17 protein-coding genes are annotated in these 15,491 nt (G+C 67.4%); 13 read left to right on the forward strand and 4 right to left on the reverse strand.

The window, feature by feature from the left end:
* Positions 1-2: 2 nt before the first annotated feature.
* On the reverse strand, positions 3-902 hold the full coding sequence (locus tag IB268_RS08980) for a GlxA family transcriptional regulator (protein ID WP_054454793.1): 900 nt from the start codon (positions 900-902) through the stop codon (positions 3-5).
* A 90-nt stretch (positions 903-992) separates the two neighbouring features.
* On the opposite strand from IB268_RS08980, the gene IB268_RS08985 reads away from it, so the two are divergent.
* Positions 993-1,667 (forward strand): DJ-1/PfpI family protein, encoded by a 675-nt coding sequence (locus IB268_RS08985; RefSeq protein ID WP_054453759.1) that lies wholly within the window; start codon positions 993-995, stop codon positions 1,665-1,667.
* Positions 1,668-1,686: 19 nt separating this feature from the next.
* Here the strand turns inward: IB268_RS08985 and IB268_RS08990 are convergent, their stop codons facing one another.
* Positions 1,687-2,169 (reverse strand): Lrp/AsnC family transcriptional regulator, encoded by a 483-nt coding sequence (locus tag IB268_RS08990; protein ID WP_054454795.1) that lies wholly within the window; start codon positions 2,167-2,169, stop codon positions 1,687-1,689.
* A 142-nt stretch (positions 2,170-2,311) separates the two neighbouring features.
* Between IB268_RS08990 and IB268_RS08995 the strand changes: the two genes are divergently transcribed.
* Complete coding sequence (locus IB268_RS08995) at positions 2,312-2,935, forward strand: LysE family translocator (protein WP_225591343.1); 624 nt, start codon at positions 2,312-2,314, stop codon at positions 2,933-2,935.
* A gap of 44 nt (positions 2,936-2,979) precedes the next feature.
* On the opposite strand, the gene IB268_RS09000 is transcribed toward IB268_RS08995, so the two are convergent.
* Together IB268_RS09000 and IB268_RS09005 are read right to left on the reverse strand one after the other, a co-directional pair.
* Positions 2,980-4,866 (reverse strand): ABC transporter ATP-binding protein, encoded by a 1,887-nt coding sequence (locus IB268_RS09000; RefSeq protein ID WP_175182367.1) that lies wholly within the window; start codon positions 4,864-4,866, stop codon positions 2,980-2,982.
* A 350-nt stretch (positions 4,867-5,216) separates the two neighbouring features.
* The gene (locus IB268_RS09005) at positions 5,217-5,930 is read right to left on the reverse strand and encodes a GntR family transcriptional regulator (protein WP_054453767.1); all 714 of its coding nucleotides are present in this window, start codon (positions 5,928-5,930) and stop codon (positions 5,217-5,219) included.
* 139 nt (positions 5,931-6,069) lie between these two features.
* Here IB268_RS09005 and IB268_RS09010 point away from each other — a divergent pair, with 139 nt between their 5' ends.
* The 11 genes from IB268_RS09010 (at position 6,070) to IB268_RS09060 (ending at position 15,489) form a co-directional block, all read left to right on the forward strand.
* On the forward strand, positions 6,070-6,933 hold the full coding sequence (locus IB268_RS09010) for a VOC family protein (protein ID WP_054456504.1): 864 nt from the start codon (positions 6,070-6,072) through the stop codon (positions 6,931-6,933).
* The gene (locus IB268_RS09015; RefSeq protein ID WP_233564475.1) at positions 6,930-7,655 is read left to right on the forward strand and encodes a class II aldolase/adducin family protein; all 726 of its coding nucleotides are present in this window, start codon (positions 6,930-6,932) and stop codon (positions 7,653-7,655) included. Before IB268_RS09010 ends, IB268_RS09015 begins: the two co-directional genes overlap by 4 nt.
* Positions 7,652-9,106 (forward strand): 2-hydroxymuconic semialdehyde dehydrogenase, encoded by a 1,455-nt coding sequence (locus IB268_RS09020; RefSeq protein WP_175162561.1) that lies wholly within the window; start codon positions 7,652-7,654, stop codon positions 9,104-9,106. Before IB268_RS09015 ends, IB268_RS09020 begins: the two co-directional genes overlap by 4 nt.
* A gap of 74 nt (positions 9,107-9,180) precedes the next feature.
* Complete coding sequence (locus tag IB268_RS09025; protein WP_192354118.1) at positions 9,181-10,356, forward strand: ABC transporter substrate-binding protein; 1,176 nt, start codon at positions 9,181-9,183, stop codon at positions 10,354-10,356.
* Between the two features lie 18 nt (positions 10,357-10,374).
* Positions 10,375-11,295, forward strand: coding sequence for a branched-chain amino acid ABC transporter permease (locus tag IB268_RS09030; RefSeq protein WP_192354119.1), 921 nt, complete (start codon positions 10,375-10,377; stop codon positions 11,293-11,295).
* Between the two features lie 28 nt (positions 11,296-11,323).
* On the forward strand, positions 11,324-12,355 hold the full coding sequence (locus IB268_RS09035) for a branched-chain amino acid ABC transporter permease (RefSeq protein ID WP_125473739.1): 1,032 nt from the start codon (positions 11,324-11,326) through the stop codon (positions 12,353-12,355).
* Positions 12,352-13,125: an ABC transporter ATP-binding protein gene (locus IB268_RS09040; RefSeq protein WP_054456507.1), complete on the forward strand. Its 774-nt coding sequence runs from the start codon at positions 12,352-12,354 to the stop codon at positions 13,123-13,125. The genes IB268_RS09035 and IB268_RS09040 overlap by 4 nt, the downstream gene beginning before the upstream one ends.
* A 9-nt stretch (positions 13,126-13,134) precedes the next feature.
* Positions 13,135-13,833, forward strand: a complete 699-nt coding sequence (locus tag IB268_RS09045) for an ABC transporter ATP-binding protein (protein WP_054456508.1) — start codon at positions 13,135-13,137, stop codon at positions 13,831-13,833.
* Between the two features lies 1 nt (position 13,834).
* Entirely contained in the window at positions 13,835-14,605 is a 771-nt protein-coding gene (locus tag IB268_RS09050; protein WP_119449067.1) for an SDR family NAD(P)-dependent oxidoreductase, read from the forward strand.
* A 90-nt stretch (positions 14,606-14,695) separates the two neighbouring features.
* Complete coding sequence (gene aac(6') / locus IB268_RS09055) at positions 14,696-15,139, forward strand: aminoglycoside 6'-N-acetyltransferase (protein ID WP_125473742.1); 444 nt, start codon at positions 14,696-14,698, stop codon at positions 15,137-15,139.
* 98 nt (positions 15,140-15,237) lie between these two features.
* Positions 15,238-15,489 carry a hypothetical protein gene (locus IB268_RS09060; RefSeq protein ID WP_082401205.1) on the forward strand — a complete coding sequence of 84 codons (252 nt, stop codon included), beginning with the start codon at positions 15,238-15,240 and terminating at the stop codon, positions 15,487-15,489.
* Positions 15,490-15,491: the final 2 nt, after the last annotated feature.

Below are 15,491 nucleotides of genomic sequence, written 5' to 3' on the forward strand. Positions count from 1 at the left end.
GCTCAGGCTTGCGGCGCCGTCCCTTGCGGCGGCGCGTGTATGGCGAACTCGCGCGCCATTTCCTTCCTGGACACCTTGCCGGACGCCGCCAGCGCCTGCGCCCGCTCCAGGCGCAGGCGCTTGAGCACTTCCGTGGGCGCGACGCCGAAATGCGCGGCGAATTTACGCTGGAAGGTGCGGCGCGACATCTGGCAGGCGTCGGCCATGTCGTCGACCGACCAGCGCGCCGATAGCTGCGCCTCGATTTTTTCCACCAGGTCCCGGAATGGTGCGGCCACGCGGTCCTGCAAACGCAGCGCCTGGCTGTACTGGCGCTGGTCGCCGTTGCGGCGCATGAAGACCACCAGCCGCCGCGCAACCCGTTGCGACAGGTCCGCGCCGAAGTCGCGTTCGATCAGCGCCAGCGCCAGGTCGATGCCGGCGGTGACGCCGGCAGAGGTCCAGTATTTGCCGCTTTCGACGTAGATGCGGTCGTCTTCGACGCGCAGGGCCGGGTGAAGCTGGCGCAGCCGGTCGGCCGATCGCCAGTGGGTGGTGACGGCGCGGCCGTCCAGCAGGCCGGCGGCGGCCAGCACGAAGGCGCCGGTGCATACGCTGCAGGTGCGCCCGGCGGTCGCGTCGCGGCGGCGCAGCCAGGCGCGCGTCTCGCCATGGGCGCCCGCGAAATCGGCGCCGGGGCCGCCGGGCACGAACATCATGTCCAGGCGCTCATCGCCATCGTCGGCAAAAGTGCCGTCCACCTGCATGCGCAGGCCCTGTTCCCAGGTGGAGACCAGCGGCGTCGCGGCGATGGTGCCCAGGCGGTAGAGCTTGCGACCGGCTTCCTCGTTGGCCGAACTGAAGGCTTGCCACGGTCCGGCCAGATCCAGCGGCTGGAAGCCGTCATACAGGACGAACTGCACGCGCAATGGCGCATCCGGCGCAGTATTTGGCGCACGCGTCCGGGCGCGTCCGCCTATGCTGGGAGTCGTCGTTTCTAACGGAGCATCGTCATGCATGTGAATTTTCTCTTGTTTGAAGGGCTGACCCAGCTGGATATGACCGGGCCGTATGAAGTGCTGGCAGGCGCGCCGGGCTTCACCGTGGATTTTGTCGCAAAAACGCGCGATCCGGTGCGCAGCGATCGCGGGCTGTGTTTCGTGCCCACGCAGACCATCGCATCGGCGCCGCCCTGCGACCTGCTGGTGGTGCCAGGCGGGCCGGGCACGGATGATGCCATTGTCGACGCCGACTGGGTAGCGTTCACGCGCGCGCAGGGTCTGGGGGCACGCTACGTATTCGGCATCTGCACCGGTTCGCTGTTGCTGGGCGCGGCTGGCCTGTTGCGCGGCAGGCGCGCTTCCAGCCATTGGCGCGCGCGCGAACTGCTGTCGCGCTTCGGCGCCATCCCCAGCGACGAGCGCATGTGCGTGGACGGCAACCTGTACACCGCGGGCGGCGTGACCTCGGGCATCGACATGGGGCTGAAGGTGGTGGCGGACCTGTGCGGCGAGGACGTGGCCAAGCTGATACAGCTGCAGATCGAATATGACCCCCAACCACCGTTTCCCGGTGGCACGCCCAAGACCTCGGAGCCGGCCGTGGTGCAGCGCTATCTGGAGATGTCGCAAGCGCGCTTCGAACGCCGCTCGCAGGCGGTGGACCGGGCCGCGGCCGCGATGGCCTGAGTTCGAGCGCGCGGCGCGCTCACTTCGCCAGATGATCCAGCGGCAGCGGGCTTTGCGGCTTGACGGTCTGGATCGCGAAGTTGCTGCGTATGTCCTTCACGCCGGGCAGCTTCAATAGCGTGCCCAGCAGGAAGCGTTCGTAGGCGCGCAGGTCGGGCACCACCACTTGCAGCAGAAAGTCGGACTCGCCCGACACCAGATGCGCGGCGATGACTTCCGGCAAGGTGCTGACCTCCTCGCGGAACAGGGCGGAGTCGCGCTCGTGGTGCCGCTCCACCTTGATGCCGACGAAGACGGTCAGGCCCAGGCCGACTTCGTCCGGCGCCAGGCGGGCTTCGTACCCCTGGATGACGCCGGCTTCTTCCAGCAGCCGCACCCGCCGCAGGCAGGGCGAAGGGGACAGGCCAATCTGCTCGGCGAGTTCGACATTGGTCAGCCGGCCGTTCTGCTGCAGGGCCTCGAGGATCCGGCGGTCGTAGGCGTCCAATTCGCGTTTTGGCATGAAATCAGGATAAGGATTATTGGATTGGCGGAATATGCCAATCATCATAAATCGAATGGCATGAATAGGATGCACATGCCAGCCTGGTTTTCCTAGAATGATCGCCTGAGCCAGGACGAAAAGGAGCGGGAAAATGGCGGATATGGCGATGTTTCTAGGGGCTTTGCTGATCGTCTACGTGGTGCCGGGACCCGACATGATCCTGCTGCTGGAAACCGGCGTGCTGCGCGGCAGAGGGCAGGCGCTGGCGGTGGCCGTGGGGCTGGCCATCGCGCGGGCCGCGCACGTGACCCTGGCCGCGCTGGGACTGGCGGCGCTGTTCAAGACGCATCCCTGGGCGTTCGACGCGGCGCGCACGGTGGGGGGATGCTATCTGGTCTGGTTGGGCGTGCGGCTATTGCGCGCAGGACCCGTGTCCTACGATGCCACCGGGCAGGCGCCCGCGAGCCGCGCGGGGCTGGGGCCGGCGCTATTGAGCGGCGTGCTGACCAATGTGCTCAATCCCAAGGCCTTGCTGTTCTGCTCGGTGCTGCTGCCGCAATTCGTGTCGCCCGCCCAGGGGCCGATAGGCCAGCAGTTCGCCGTGCTGGGCGTGATCCTGGTCAGCCTGGGCCTGGCGCTGGACGTGCTGTGCGCGTTGGCGGGCGGGGCGGTGGGGCGCTGGATGTCGGCCAGCCCCCGTGCGCAGAAGATCCAGAGCCGGGTGTTCGGGCTGGCATTGATCGGCTTCGGCCTGCGCCTGACCGTGGCCCAGCGTCCGGCCTGAAGCGGCCGGTCCCGCAGCTTGCGCTACGGGACCGGCTGTCCGGCCTATTTGGCGTAGGCGTACGAGGACTCGTCGGCTTCCTCATCCTTCGGCAGCGGCGGAACCGCGCCGTCCTCCAGCAGTTCGGACTGCGTCAGGCCCTTGGTCAGCTCCAGCGCCTGGCGTTCGAACAGGCGCCGGTACAGACCGCCCTTCAGGCGGATCAGTGCGTCATGGCTGCCTTCCTCGATGACGCGGCCGCGGTCCATCACCAGCAGGCGGTCCAGCGCGCGCACCGTCGACAGGCGGTGCGCCACCACCAGCGTGGTACGACCCACCATCAGACGGTCCATGGCCTGCTGGATCAGCACCTCGCTTTCGCTGTCCAGGCTGGACGTGGCTTCGTCCAGGATCAGGATGGGCGCATCGGCCAGGAAGGCGCGGGCCAGGGCCACGCGCTGGCGTTCGCCGCCCGACAGCTTGACGCCGCGTTCGCCGACCAGCGTGTCGTAGCCCTTGGGCAGCGCCATGATGAAGTCATGGGCGCTGGCCAGCCGCGCCGCCTGCTCGATCTCGGCCTGCGTGGCGCCGGGGCGGGCATAGGCGATGTTCTCCGCCAGCGTGCGGTGGAACAGCACCGGCTCCTGCTGCACGATGGCAATCTGGCTGCGCAGGGACGCCTGCCGCGCCTGGGCGATGTCCTGCCCGTCGATCGTGATGCGGCCGTCGTTCACGTCATACAAACGCTGGATCAGCTTGATGAACGTGGTCTTGCCCGAACCCGAATGGCCGACCAGGCCGACCCGTTCGCCCGGGGCGATGCGTACCGAGAAATGGTCGTACAACGCCTTGTCGTGCGCGCCATAGCGGAACGTCACGTCCTCGAAGCGGATCTCGCCGGCCGTCACGCGCAGCTCGCCCGCGCCGGGCCGGTCGTCCACGCCCAGCGGTTGCTTTTCCAGCGCGACCAGTTCTTCCATGTCGTTGACCGAGCGTTGCAGGTTGCGGATGTGCATGCCTACGTCGCGCAGGTAGCCCTGCAGCATGAAGAACATCGTCAGGGCGAAGGTGATATCGCCCACGCTGGCCTGGCCGCGCGACCACAGCAGCAGCGACGCGCCCAGGATGCCCGCCTGCATGGCGACCAGCATGGCGCCCTGGATGCCGCCGTTGATCGTGCCGCGGATCCAGGTGCGGCGGGTGCGGCGGCGCCATTTGTCGACCACGCGGTCCAGCCTGACTTCTTCGCGGTCTTCGGCGCCGAAGGCCTTGACCACCGCGTTGCAGCTGACGGCGTCGGCCAGGGCGCCGCCCATGCGCGTGTCCCAGGCGTTGCCCAGGCGCGCCGCCGGCGCCACATAGCCCAGCGACAGCGCCGCGGTCACGGCGATGTACAGCACCGAGCCCAGGCCCACCACCAGGCCCATGATGGGCCAGTGCACACCCAGCAGCGCGGTGGCGCCCACCAGCATCACGACCGACGGCAGCAGCGCGATCAGCAGCGTGTCGTTCAGGATGTCGACCGCCCACATGCCGCGCGTGATCTTGCGCACCGTGGAGCCGGCAAAGCTGTTGGCGTGCCAGTCCGTGGAGAAACGCTGCACGCGGTAGAACGCGTTGGAGACGATGCCGTTCATCATCTTCAGCGTGAAGGTGATGATGTTCTGGAACACGGCCTGACGCAGCAGCGTGCCGCCGATGCCCAGCGCGAGCAGCAGCCAGAACGCGGTCAGCGCCGCGCTCCAGACGATCTCGTCGCCAGCCGCGCCCGAGGCCACGGCGTCAACCAGTTTGCCGGCGTACAGCGGCGTCAGCACGTCGGTCACCGCCGACAGCAGGGCCAGCACGATGATGCCGGAGGTGCGCCAGGGCTGCGCGCGCCAATGGCGGAAGGTAAAGCCAAGGACATCCTTGAAGGTCTGTCCTCGTAGATCGATTTTTTTTCTGGCCATTGCAATGGCCCGGCGTCACCAGGACGCCGGGAGTCCTTGTGTGGAAAGAGGAAGGAGCGGCCTGCGCGGCGAGGCGCGGGCGATTGCGTTCAGGTTTTTGGGGCGGGCACGGAGGACCGGTCGCTAGATAGGCATCCAGCGATGGGTCCGCGCGGGCGACGACTTAATGACGTCGCGGGGACACGCGCGGGATGGCGGTATGCGGATTCATCATCTTGCGCCTCCCAATGGTGTGAGATGTGGGGAAAGGGAATGGGCAGAGGCCCGAATTGAAGATTCTATAGAAGTGGTGTAGGCGAATCAACGGGTAGGCGCGTGCCGGTGTGGGTTTTTTTCAACTGACGCGGCGTTCAATCCGGGGTGAACAGCGTGGGAGGCAGGCGCGCCACGGCCTCGTAGGTCAGGCGGATGTGGGCGGCCAGCAATTCACAGGCGCGGTCCGCATCGCGCGCCAGCGTGGCGTCCAGGATGCCTTTGTGTTCGTCGTCCAGGTCGCGCGCGATGGGCTTGCGCGTGACGGTCAGGCGGCGGTAGCGTTCGGCCTGCTGGTACAGGATGCCCAGGAAGTGATGCAGCCAGCGCGACGGACAGGCGCGGATCAGTTCGCGGTGGAACTCGCGGTTGCGCTGTTCCCACTCTTCAAAGCGGGTGTCGGGGTCGGCTGCCAGGCGCTGTTCGGCCTTGCTCAGACGGTGGAAGGCGGCCAGCACCGCGCTTTCCCAGTCGTCATCGCCCAGGGCGATGGACTGGCGCAGGGCCTGGGTCTCCAGCAGCACGCGGTTCTCGGTGATGTCGCGGAAGTCTTCCAGCGAAATCGGCGTGACGTGAAAGCCGCGCTGTCCTTGCGCGATGACCAGCGCGTCGGACACCAGCAGCGCCAGCGCTTCGCGCAACGTGCCCGCGCCCACGCCGTAATCGTCCTTCAGGTGTTCGACCCGCAGGCGCGAGCCCGGCGGATGCACGCCCTGGATGATGTCGCGGCGCAGGTTGACATAGGCCGCGCCGACCAGGGTGTTGGCCGAGGCGGAATGGGCAAGCGGGGGGAGGGTGGCGCCGTCTGACATGGGAGCTACTTTATCACTGGCTTTAAAAAATCTCGATAAAAATTATTGACGCCGAGATTTATGCTGCTTATCGTAGAAAAAAAGCGTCGAGACTACGACCGGTAATCAGCCGGCGGCAGGCGCAACCTGGAGACAAGCAGTGATACGGCTACACGACATCCGGTACGTCCGGCTGGGTACCCGCGACCTGGAATCCGCGGTCCGCTACGCGACCGCGGTGCTGGGGCTGGAAGTGGCGCGCAAGGAGCACGGCGCGGTCTATTTCAAATCCGACTCGCGCGACCACACCCTGTGCTATTTCGAAGGCGATCCGCGCGACCACACGACGGCGTTCGAAGTGGACACGTCCGAGGAACTGGAGCATGCCGGCGCGGTGCTGGAGCGCAGCGGCTATCAGGTCGCCGCGGGCAAGCGCGAGGACGCCGAGCAGCGCTACGTACGCGATTTCCTCAGTTTCATCGACCCGTCCGGCAACCGCATCGAGCTGGTGCACGCGCCGCACCACAGCGGCCGCCGCTATTTCCCCAGCCGCGATGCCGGCGTGACGGGCTTTTCGCATATCGGCCTGCGCACGCTGGACGCGCGACGCGACGAGGCCTTCTGGACCGGGCTGCTTTCAGCCCGGGTCAGCGACCGCATCGGCGAAGCGCCCTTGCTGCGCATCGACGAAGTGCACCACAAGATCGCGCTGTTCCCGTCCAGCTATCCGGGCGTGCAGCACATCAACCACCAGGTCGAAAGCATCGACGACATCATGCGTGCCTGGTACCAGCTGAAGGAATGGCAGGTGCCGATCCGCTTCGGCCCGGGGCGCCATCCGACCTCGGGGGCGATGTTCCTGTACTTCGACGGCCCCGACGGCATGATCTACGAGTACTCCACCGGCGTGCGCCTGATCACCGCCGAAGACGAGAAGACCTACCGGCCGCGCAGCTTCCCCGCAGTGCCGTCCTCGTTCTGCATGTGGGGCGCCAAGCCCGACATCCCGGAGTTCAAGACGTGAGCGCCGCGCCGATGAAAGCCGATGCCGGCCAGGAAGCGCTGGTGCGGACGGCGGCGCGCGGCCTGGCCCGCGCCGGCCTGGTCCACGCTTACGGCCATTGCAGCAGCCGCCTCGACGCCGATCACTTCCTGGTATGCGCCGCGCGGCCCATGGGCCTGATCGAACCGGGCGAGGCGGGCACGGTGGTGCCGGTGCACGGCGAACTGCCCGAGGGCGTGCTGGGCGAGGTCCGCATCCACCAGCACATCTACCGCATGCGCCCCGAAGTGGGCGGGGTGGTGCGCTCCATGCCGCCCACGGTCATGACGCTGTCCTCGGCCCGCGTGACGCCGCAGCCGCGCCATGGGATGGGTTCGTATTTCTCTCCGTCCGTGCCGCTCTGGGACGACCCGCAACTGGTGCGCAGCGACGCCCAGGCGCGCGGCGTGGCCCAGACCCTGGGCGCGGCCCGCGCCGTGGCCATGCGCGGCAACGGCGCGGTGGTGGCAGCCGAATCGCTGATGCATGCCGTGGTGCTGACCTGGTATCTGGAGGATGCCGCGCGCATCGAATGGCAACTGCGCTCGGCCGGCCTGGCCGACGGCGCGCCCACGTTCTCGCCCGAAGAGGCGGCGACCCGCGCCGTGGGCACGGGCCGGATCTACGAGCGCATGTGGGAATACCTGACCGCCGGCGACCCTGAAGCGGCGCTGGCAGACCTGTCACAACCGAGGACGCAATGACCGATTTCCGCAATTTCATCAACGGCGAATGGGTCGCCACGGACAAGACGTTCGACAACCGCGATCCGGTCGACAACCGCCTGATCGGGCGCATCCACGAGGCCGGCGACGCCGAGGTCGACGCCGCCGTGCGGGCCGCCAAGGCGGCGTTGCGCGGCCCCTGGGGCAAACTCAAGACGCAGCAGCGCGTGGAGTTGCTGCACGCGGTGGCCGACGGCATCATCCGCCGCTTCGACGAATTCGTCGATGCCGAGATCGCCGACACCGGCAAGCCCTACGACCTGGCCAGCCATCTGGACATTCCGCGCGGCGCGGCGAACTTCAAGATCTTCGCCGACCTGGTGCGCAACATCCCCAACGAGACCTTCGACCTGGAAACGCCGGATGGCGGCCATGCCCTGAACTACGGCGTGCGCGTGCCGCGCGGCGTAATCGGCGTGATCTGCCCGTGGAACCTGCCGCTGCTGCTGATGACCTGGAAGGTGGGGCCGGCGCTGGCCTGCGGCAACACCGTGGTGGTCAAGCCTTCCGAAGACACCCCGGCCACGGCCACGTTGCTGGGCGAAGTCATGAACGAGGTCGGCGTGCCGCCCGGCGTCTATAACGTGGTGCATGGCCGCGGCCCCGGTTCGGCGGGCGAAAAGCTCACGCGCCATCCGTTGGTCGACGGCATCACCTTTACAGGCGAAACCCGCACCGGCGAAGCCATCATGCAGGCCGCGGCGGTGGGCGTGCGTCCCGTGTCCTTCGAACTGGGCGGCAAGAATGCCGGCATCGTGTTCGCCGATGCGGACTTCGACAAGGCGGTGGCCGGCATCGCGCGGGCCGCCTTCGACAACACCGGGCAGGTCTGCCTGGGCACCGAGCGCGTCTACGTGCAGCGGCCGATCTTCGACCGCTTCGTGGCGGCGCTGGGCGAGCGCGCCCGCGGCTTCAAGCTGGGCCGTCCGAAGGATCCCGGCGTCAACCTGGGTCCGCTGATCTCGCAGCGCCATCGCGACAAGGTGCTGGGCTACTACGCCCGCGCCCGTGAAGAAGGCGCCACGGTGGTGGCCGGCGGCGGCGTGCCGGACATGCCGGACGACCTGGCCGGCGGCGCCTGGATCCAGCCCACGGTCTGGACCGGCCTGCCGGAAAGCTCGGCCGTGATCCAGCAGGAGATCTTCGGCCCCTGCTGCCACATCGCGCCCTTCGACACGGAAGAAGAAGCCGTCGCCCTGGCCAACGCCACGCCCTACGGCTTGGCGGCCTCGGTCTGGACCAGCAACGTGGGCACCGCCCATCGCATGGGACAGGCCCTGGAAGTGGGCATCTGCTGGATCAATTCCTGGTTCCTGCGTGACCTGCGCACGGCCTTCGGCGGAGCCAAGCAGTCCGGCATCGGCCGCGAGGGCGGCGTGCATTCGCTCGAGTTCTACACGGAGCTGCGCAATGTCTGCGTGAAGCTCTGACCTGTAAGCAGGCCTTAGTACCGGCAGGCGCCGCGCAGAACGGCGCCGCCGTCCATCCCCCAAGGAGACTTAGCATGCAAGCATACGCACGCGGCCTGTCCGCGCTGGCCGCGGTCGCGGCCCTGACCGTGGCCAACGCCGCAATGGCGGACGTCCGCATCGGCTTTACCGGGGTGCTGTCCGGCCCCCAGGCGGCATTGGGCCAGGATCAGTACGACGGCCTGATGTTGGGCATCGAGCAGCTGGGCGGCAGCCTGGGCGGCCAGAAGGCGGTGGTGATCCGCGATGACGACCAGCTCAAGCCCGACGTGGGCGCGCAGATCGTGCAGAAGTTCATCGAGAAGGACAAGGTCGACGTGATCGTCGGGCTGGGCTTCTCCAACGTGCTCATGGCCGAACTGCGGCGCATCAAGGAATCGGGCGTGGTGGCGCTGTCCACCAACGCCGGACCCGCGCCCATCGCCGGCCGCATGTGCCTGCCCAATCTGTTCGTGCTCGGCTGGCAGAACGACAGCATGTCCGAAGCCATGGGCAAGTACGTCAAGGACCAGGGCTACAAGCGCGCCTACCTGATGTCGTCCAACTACCAGGCCGGCAAGGACAAGCTGGCGGGCTTCAAGCGCTTCTATGGCGCCGCGCCCGCCGACGAGATCTACACCCAGCTGGGGCAGCTGGATTACTCGGCCGAGATCTCGCGCATGCAGTCGGCCTCGCCCGACGCGCTGTTCGTGTTCTATACCGGCGGGGTGGGCGTGAACTTCGTGCGCCAGCTGCGCCAGGCCGGCCTGATGGAAAAGCTGCCGTTCTTCTCGGAAAGCCTGATCGATTCCAACACGCTGACCGCGCTGAAAGAGCAGGCGGTGGGCGCGATCTACGGCACGCCTTGGGCCACCACGCTGGACAACCCGCAGAACCGCAAGTTCGTCGAGGCCTTCAAGGCCAAGTACGGCCGCTTGCCGTCGGAATATGCGGTGGGCGGCTATGACGCGGCGTTCCTGCTGGATACCGCCATCAAGCAGCAGGGCGGCAAGGTCGGTGACAGCAAGGCCCTGGCCGCGGCGGTGAAGGCGGCCGGCGCCAACTTCCCCACGGTGCGCGGCAAGTTCCGCTTCAACAGCAACAACATGCCGGTGCAGGACCTGTATGCCTACCAGGTCGTGAAGGAAGGCGACGGCGTGGGCTTGAAGCAGCTGGCCAAGGTGTTCACCGACCATCAGGACGCCTACGTGGCCGACTGCCCGCTGAAGTAACGTCCCGGGAGACGCCCCATGAACGGATCCTTGCTGTTGTCGCAGATGCTTAATGGCCTGCAGCTCGGCGCCTTGCTGTTCCTGCTGTCCTCGGGGCTGACCCTGATCTTCGGCATCATGAACTTCATCAACCTGGCGCACGGGTCGCTGTATATGATCGGCGCCTTCCTGGGCGCCACCGCCTACAACGCCAGCGGCTCGTTCGCCTTCGCCATCCTGGCGGCGGTGATGGGCAGCGGCCTGGTAGGGGTGGCGCTGGAACGCCTGATTGCGCGGCCGCTGTACAAGCATGATCACCTCTATCAGGTACTGGCCACCTTCGGGCTGATGATGTTCTTCAATGAACTGGCTTCGGTTATCTGGGGCAGCCGGCCGTACTACGCCGCCGTGCCGCAGGGGCTGGAAGGAGCGGTCAGCCTGTTCGGCAACGACTATCCGGTGTATCGCCTGATGATCATCGGCGTGGGCGCGCTGGTGGCGGTTGGCGCCTGGTTCCTGATCCAGCGCACGCGCTTCGGCATGCTGATCCGCGCCGGCGCCAGCAATGCGCCCATGGCCAGCGTGCTGGGCGCCAACGTGGACCTGCAGAAGACGCTGCTGTTCCTGCTGGGCGCGGTGCTGGCCGGCGTGGCGGGCGCGCTTGCGGGGCCGATCCTGTCGGTGCAGTCCGGCATGGGTGAGCCGGTGCTGATCCTGGCGCTGGTGGTGATCGTCGTGGGCGGCATCGGCTCGGTGCGCGGCACGCTGGTCGCGGCGCTGCTGATCGCGATGATAGACACGCTGGGCCGGGCCTTCCTGCCCGACATGCTGCGCGCCGTGTTCGACGCTTCCGTCGCCAATGCGGTCGGGCCGGCGCTCGCCTCCATGCTGATCTACGTGCTGATGGCCGTGGTGCTGGCGTTCCGGCCGCAAGGCCTGGTCTTCTCGGCGCGGCGTTGACGCGCGCTTGTACTGGGGTTGGATCATCATGCAAGAACACACATACCGGCGCTGGGCGCTGCCTTTGCTGTTCCTGGTCCTGGCCGGCGTGCCTTTCGTGGCGCAATGGCTGGGTGAACCGTTCTACGTGACGCTGGGCGCGCGCATCCTGATCTATGCGCTGGCCGCGCTGGCGCTGAACCTGGTGCTGGGCTTTGCCGGACTGGTGAGCTTCGGCCACGCCATGTTCCTGGGCCTGGGCTGCTATGCCGTGGGCATTCTCAGCTATTACGGGTTTGGCAACGGCTGGCTGCAGCTGGCCGTGTGCATCGCGGTGTGCGCGCTGGTGGCGCTGATCGTCGGCACGGTCTGCCTGCGGACCTCGGGCATAGGCTTCATCATGATCACGCTGGCGTTTGCGCAAATGTTCTATTTCCTGGCGGTCAGCCTGCGCGAGTACGGCGGCGACGACGGCCTGAACATCTACGAAGCCAGTTCCTTCGGCCTGTTCGACCTGGGCGGCAGCCAGCCCGTGTACTGGGCGGCCTGGGCGGTGCTGCTGGTGTCCAGCCTGGCGATGCTGCGCCTGCGCCGCTCGCCCTTCGGCATGATCCTGCGCGCCACCCATGCCAACCCGCGCCGTGTTGACGCGCTGGGCTATTCGGTGTTCGGCGTGCGCCTGACGGCCTACGTGGCCTCTGGCGTGCTGACCGGCGTGGCCGGGCTGCTGCTGGCCAACCTGACCGCCTTCGCCTCGCCCAGCTACATGTCCTGGCCGGTGTCGGGCGAACTCATCGTCATGGTGGTGATAGGCGGCCTGGGCAATGTGCTGGGGCCGATTTTCGGCGCCGTTGCCTATCTGCTGATGGAAGAGGCCTTCAAGAGCATGACGCAGCATTGGATGCTGCTGATGGGGCCGGCGGTGGTGGTCATCGCCATGGTGGCCAAGGGCGGCTATGCCAACTCCCTGGCCTGGCTCCGGCGTCCGCCGCCCGCCGCGCCGACGGCCCAGCCGCCGGCCGCGGGTGAACAACAGGACCGCCGCCCGCCGGACGCGATCGCCAAGGAGGCTTCGGCATGAGCATGCAAACCGCAGCCGCGCCCGTTGGATTGTCCACGCAGGACCTGGTGCGCCGCTTCGGCGGCCTGAAGGCGACCGACGGCGTGTCGCTGGACGTGGCGCCTGGCGAACTGCACGCGCTGATCGGCCCCAACGGCGCGGGCAAGACGACTTTGATCAACCTGCTGTCGGGCGAACTGCGGCCCGATGGCGGCGCCGTGCGCCTGGGCGCCGCCGACGTTTCCCGCGCCTCGGTGCAGGAACGCGTGGCGCTGGGCATGCTGCGCTCCTATCAGGTGACCTCGGTGTTCGACAGCTATACGGTGCTGGACAACGCCTGCCTGGCAGCCTTGCGCAAGCGCCGCCGGCGCCTGTCGGCCTGGACCGCCTTGCGCGATTGCGCCGACGTGGTTAGCGCCGCGACCGCGGCGCTGCGGGCCTGCAAGCTGGAAGACGTGGCCGAGGCCCAGGTGGACAGCCTGGCCTATGGCCAGCGCCGCCAGCTGGAGATCGCCATGGCATTGGCGGGCGAGCCGTCGGTACTGCTGCTGGACGAGCCCATGGCCGGCATGAGCGCGGCGGAAAGCGCGGGCGTGATCGCCTTGCTGCAAAGCCTGAAGGGCCGCTACACCATCGTGCTGGTCGAACACGACATGAACGCCGTGTTTGCGCTGGCCGACCGCATCAGCGTGCTGGTCTACGGCAAGGTCATCGCCACCGGCAGCGCGGAACAGATACGCAACCATCCCGACGTGCGCCGCGCCTATCTGGGCGACGACGCCGACGCATAAGGAGCCGCCATGTTGAGCATCAGCGGATTGACGGCGGCCTATGGGCATTGCCAGGCCTTGTTCGGCGTAGACCTGGACGTGGGCCAGGGCGAGGTCATCGGCCTCATCGGCCGCAACGGCATGGGCCGCAGCACCGTCATCAAATGCCTGTTCGGCCTGCTGCCGGCCAGCCAGGGCAGCATCCGGTATGGCGAGCGTTCCCTGCGCGGACTGGCGCCGTACCGCATCGGCCGGTTGGGCCTGTCGCTGGTACCCGAAGGGCGCCAGATCTTCCCGACGCTGACGGTGGAAGAAAACCTGATCGCCACGGCTATACACCGCGGCGGCGGCCGCGGCTGGACGCTGGAACGCGTGTATGAGCTGTTTCCGCGCCTGCACGAACGCCGCGCCAACCTGGGCACGCAGCTATCCGGCGGCGAGCAGCAGATGCTGGCGCTGGGCCGGGCGCTGATGACCAACCCCAGCCTCTTGGTGCTGGACGAAGCGACCGAAGGGCTGGCGCCGGTGGTGCGCGCCGAAATCTGGCGCGTGCTGGCGCAATTGAAAGCCGAAGGTCTATCGATGATCGTGGTGGACAAGAACACCACGGCCTTGCTGCGCCTGTCGGACCGCAACGTCATCCTCGACAAGGGCGTGACGGTGTGGCGCGGCAGCTCGGCGGAATTGTCCCAGCGGCCCGACCTGGTGGCCGCCTACGTAGGAGTCTGAGATGAGATTGCAGGACAAGGTGGCGCTGGTCACCGGCGCGGCCGGTGGCATCGGACTGGCGATCGCGCGGCGCTTCGCGGCCGAGGGTGCATACGTGCTGCTGGCCGACCGCAAGGAGGCCGAACTGATGGCCGCGGCCCGCGCGCTGGGCGATCGCGCCGCCGCGCTGGTGGCGGACGTGACCGATCCGGCTGATGCCCAGAAGCTGGCCGACGAGTGCGTGCGGCGCTGGGGCGGCCTGGACATCTGCGTCTGCAACGCCGGCGTGATCCGCGCGGCGGACTTCCTGGACCTGAAGCTCGAAGACCTGGATGCGGTCATGAACGTCAATGTGCGCGGCACCTTTCTGGTCGCACAGGCCGCCGCGCGCGCCATGGTGGCTGGCGGACGCGGCAACGGCGCCATCGTGACGCTGTCCTCGATGACGGCGGAACTGGCGATGCCGGACCAGCTGGCCTACGGCGCCAGCAAGGGCGCGGTGCGCCAGATGACCAAGTCGATGGCGCTGTCCCTGGCGCCGCACGGCATCCGCGTCAACGCCATCGGCCCCGGCAGCATCGACACCGAAATCCTCGCCACGATCACCAGCAATCCCGCAGCCCGCAGGACCGTGCTGTCGCGCATACCGATGCAGCGCCTGGGATCGACGGACGAAGTCGCCAAGGTGGCGGTGTTCCTGGCCAGCGATGACGCCAGCTACGTCACCGGGCAGACGGTGTACGCGGATGGCGGCCGGCTGGCGCTGAACTATACGGTGCCGGTGCAGGAGTAGGGCGGGGCAGGCCGAGGCCGGATACGCTTCGACAGCAAGAAGGGCAGAGTGATAAATTTCCACGCGTCATCCGGAACACAAACCCTGCCCATGAAAACCGCCCCGATTACCTCCTCCCGGGATGCCGCCTGGCTGCAACTGCGCATGGCGCTCTGGCCTGACGCGTCAGCGTCTGAGCATCAGGAAGACATGGAGGATCAGGTTTGCGCGCCGGACCGATACGTCCAGTTCCTGGCGCGCGCCGACGACGGGCAGGCGATCGGCCTTGCCGAAGCTGCGATCAGGACGGACTACGTCAATGGCACCGACTCCAGTCCCGTGGCGTTCCTGGAGGGCCTGTATGTCATGCCCGAGGCCAGGCGACAGGGCGCGGCCAGGGCCTTGATCGACGCCGTCCGGGCATGGGCGCGGGACAGGGGCTGCAAAGAGCTGGCCTCGGATACCGCGCTGGACAATGTCGTGAGCCAGGCCGCGCATACGCGTCTGGGGTTCAGGGAGACGGAACGGGTCGTCTATTTCAATATGCCGATCTGAGGCGCCAACGCTGGCTTTGCATTGCGAGTAAGGTATGGGCTGGAGGCCCTGATTTTCCGGCACGTTGGCCTGTGCCCTTCAGCGGGAACCTGAATACCATGAAGATATTCCGTCCGGCGCTGCGGACCGTCCTTGCCGCGGCCGCATGCACCTTGATCGCCGCCTGCGCGGATAAACCTCCCCAGCAAACCGAGCTGGACTATCGCAGCCGCGCGCCTTCCACGGGACAGGGCAAGAGCGATACCCCCGGCTCCTCGGACCAACGCTTGACCATACAATCCGGCGAAGGAGAGCGCCTGAACCTGCCCTGGTTCGTGCGGGATGCGCAGGACTGGATCAACAGCAACTGACA

It is taken from the genome of Achromobacter sp. ACM01 (genome assembly GCF_014851745.1).
Lineage (GTDB): Bacteria > Pseudomonadota > Gammaproteobacteria > Burkholderiales > Burkholderiaceae_B > Achromobacter > Achromobacter aegrifaciens.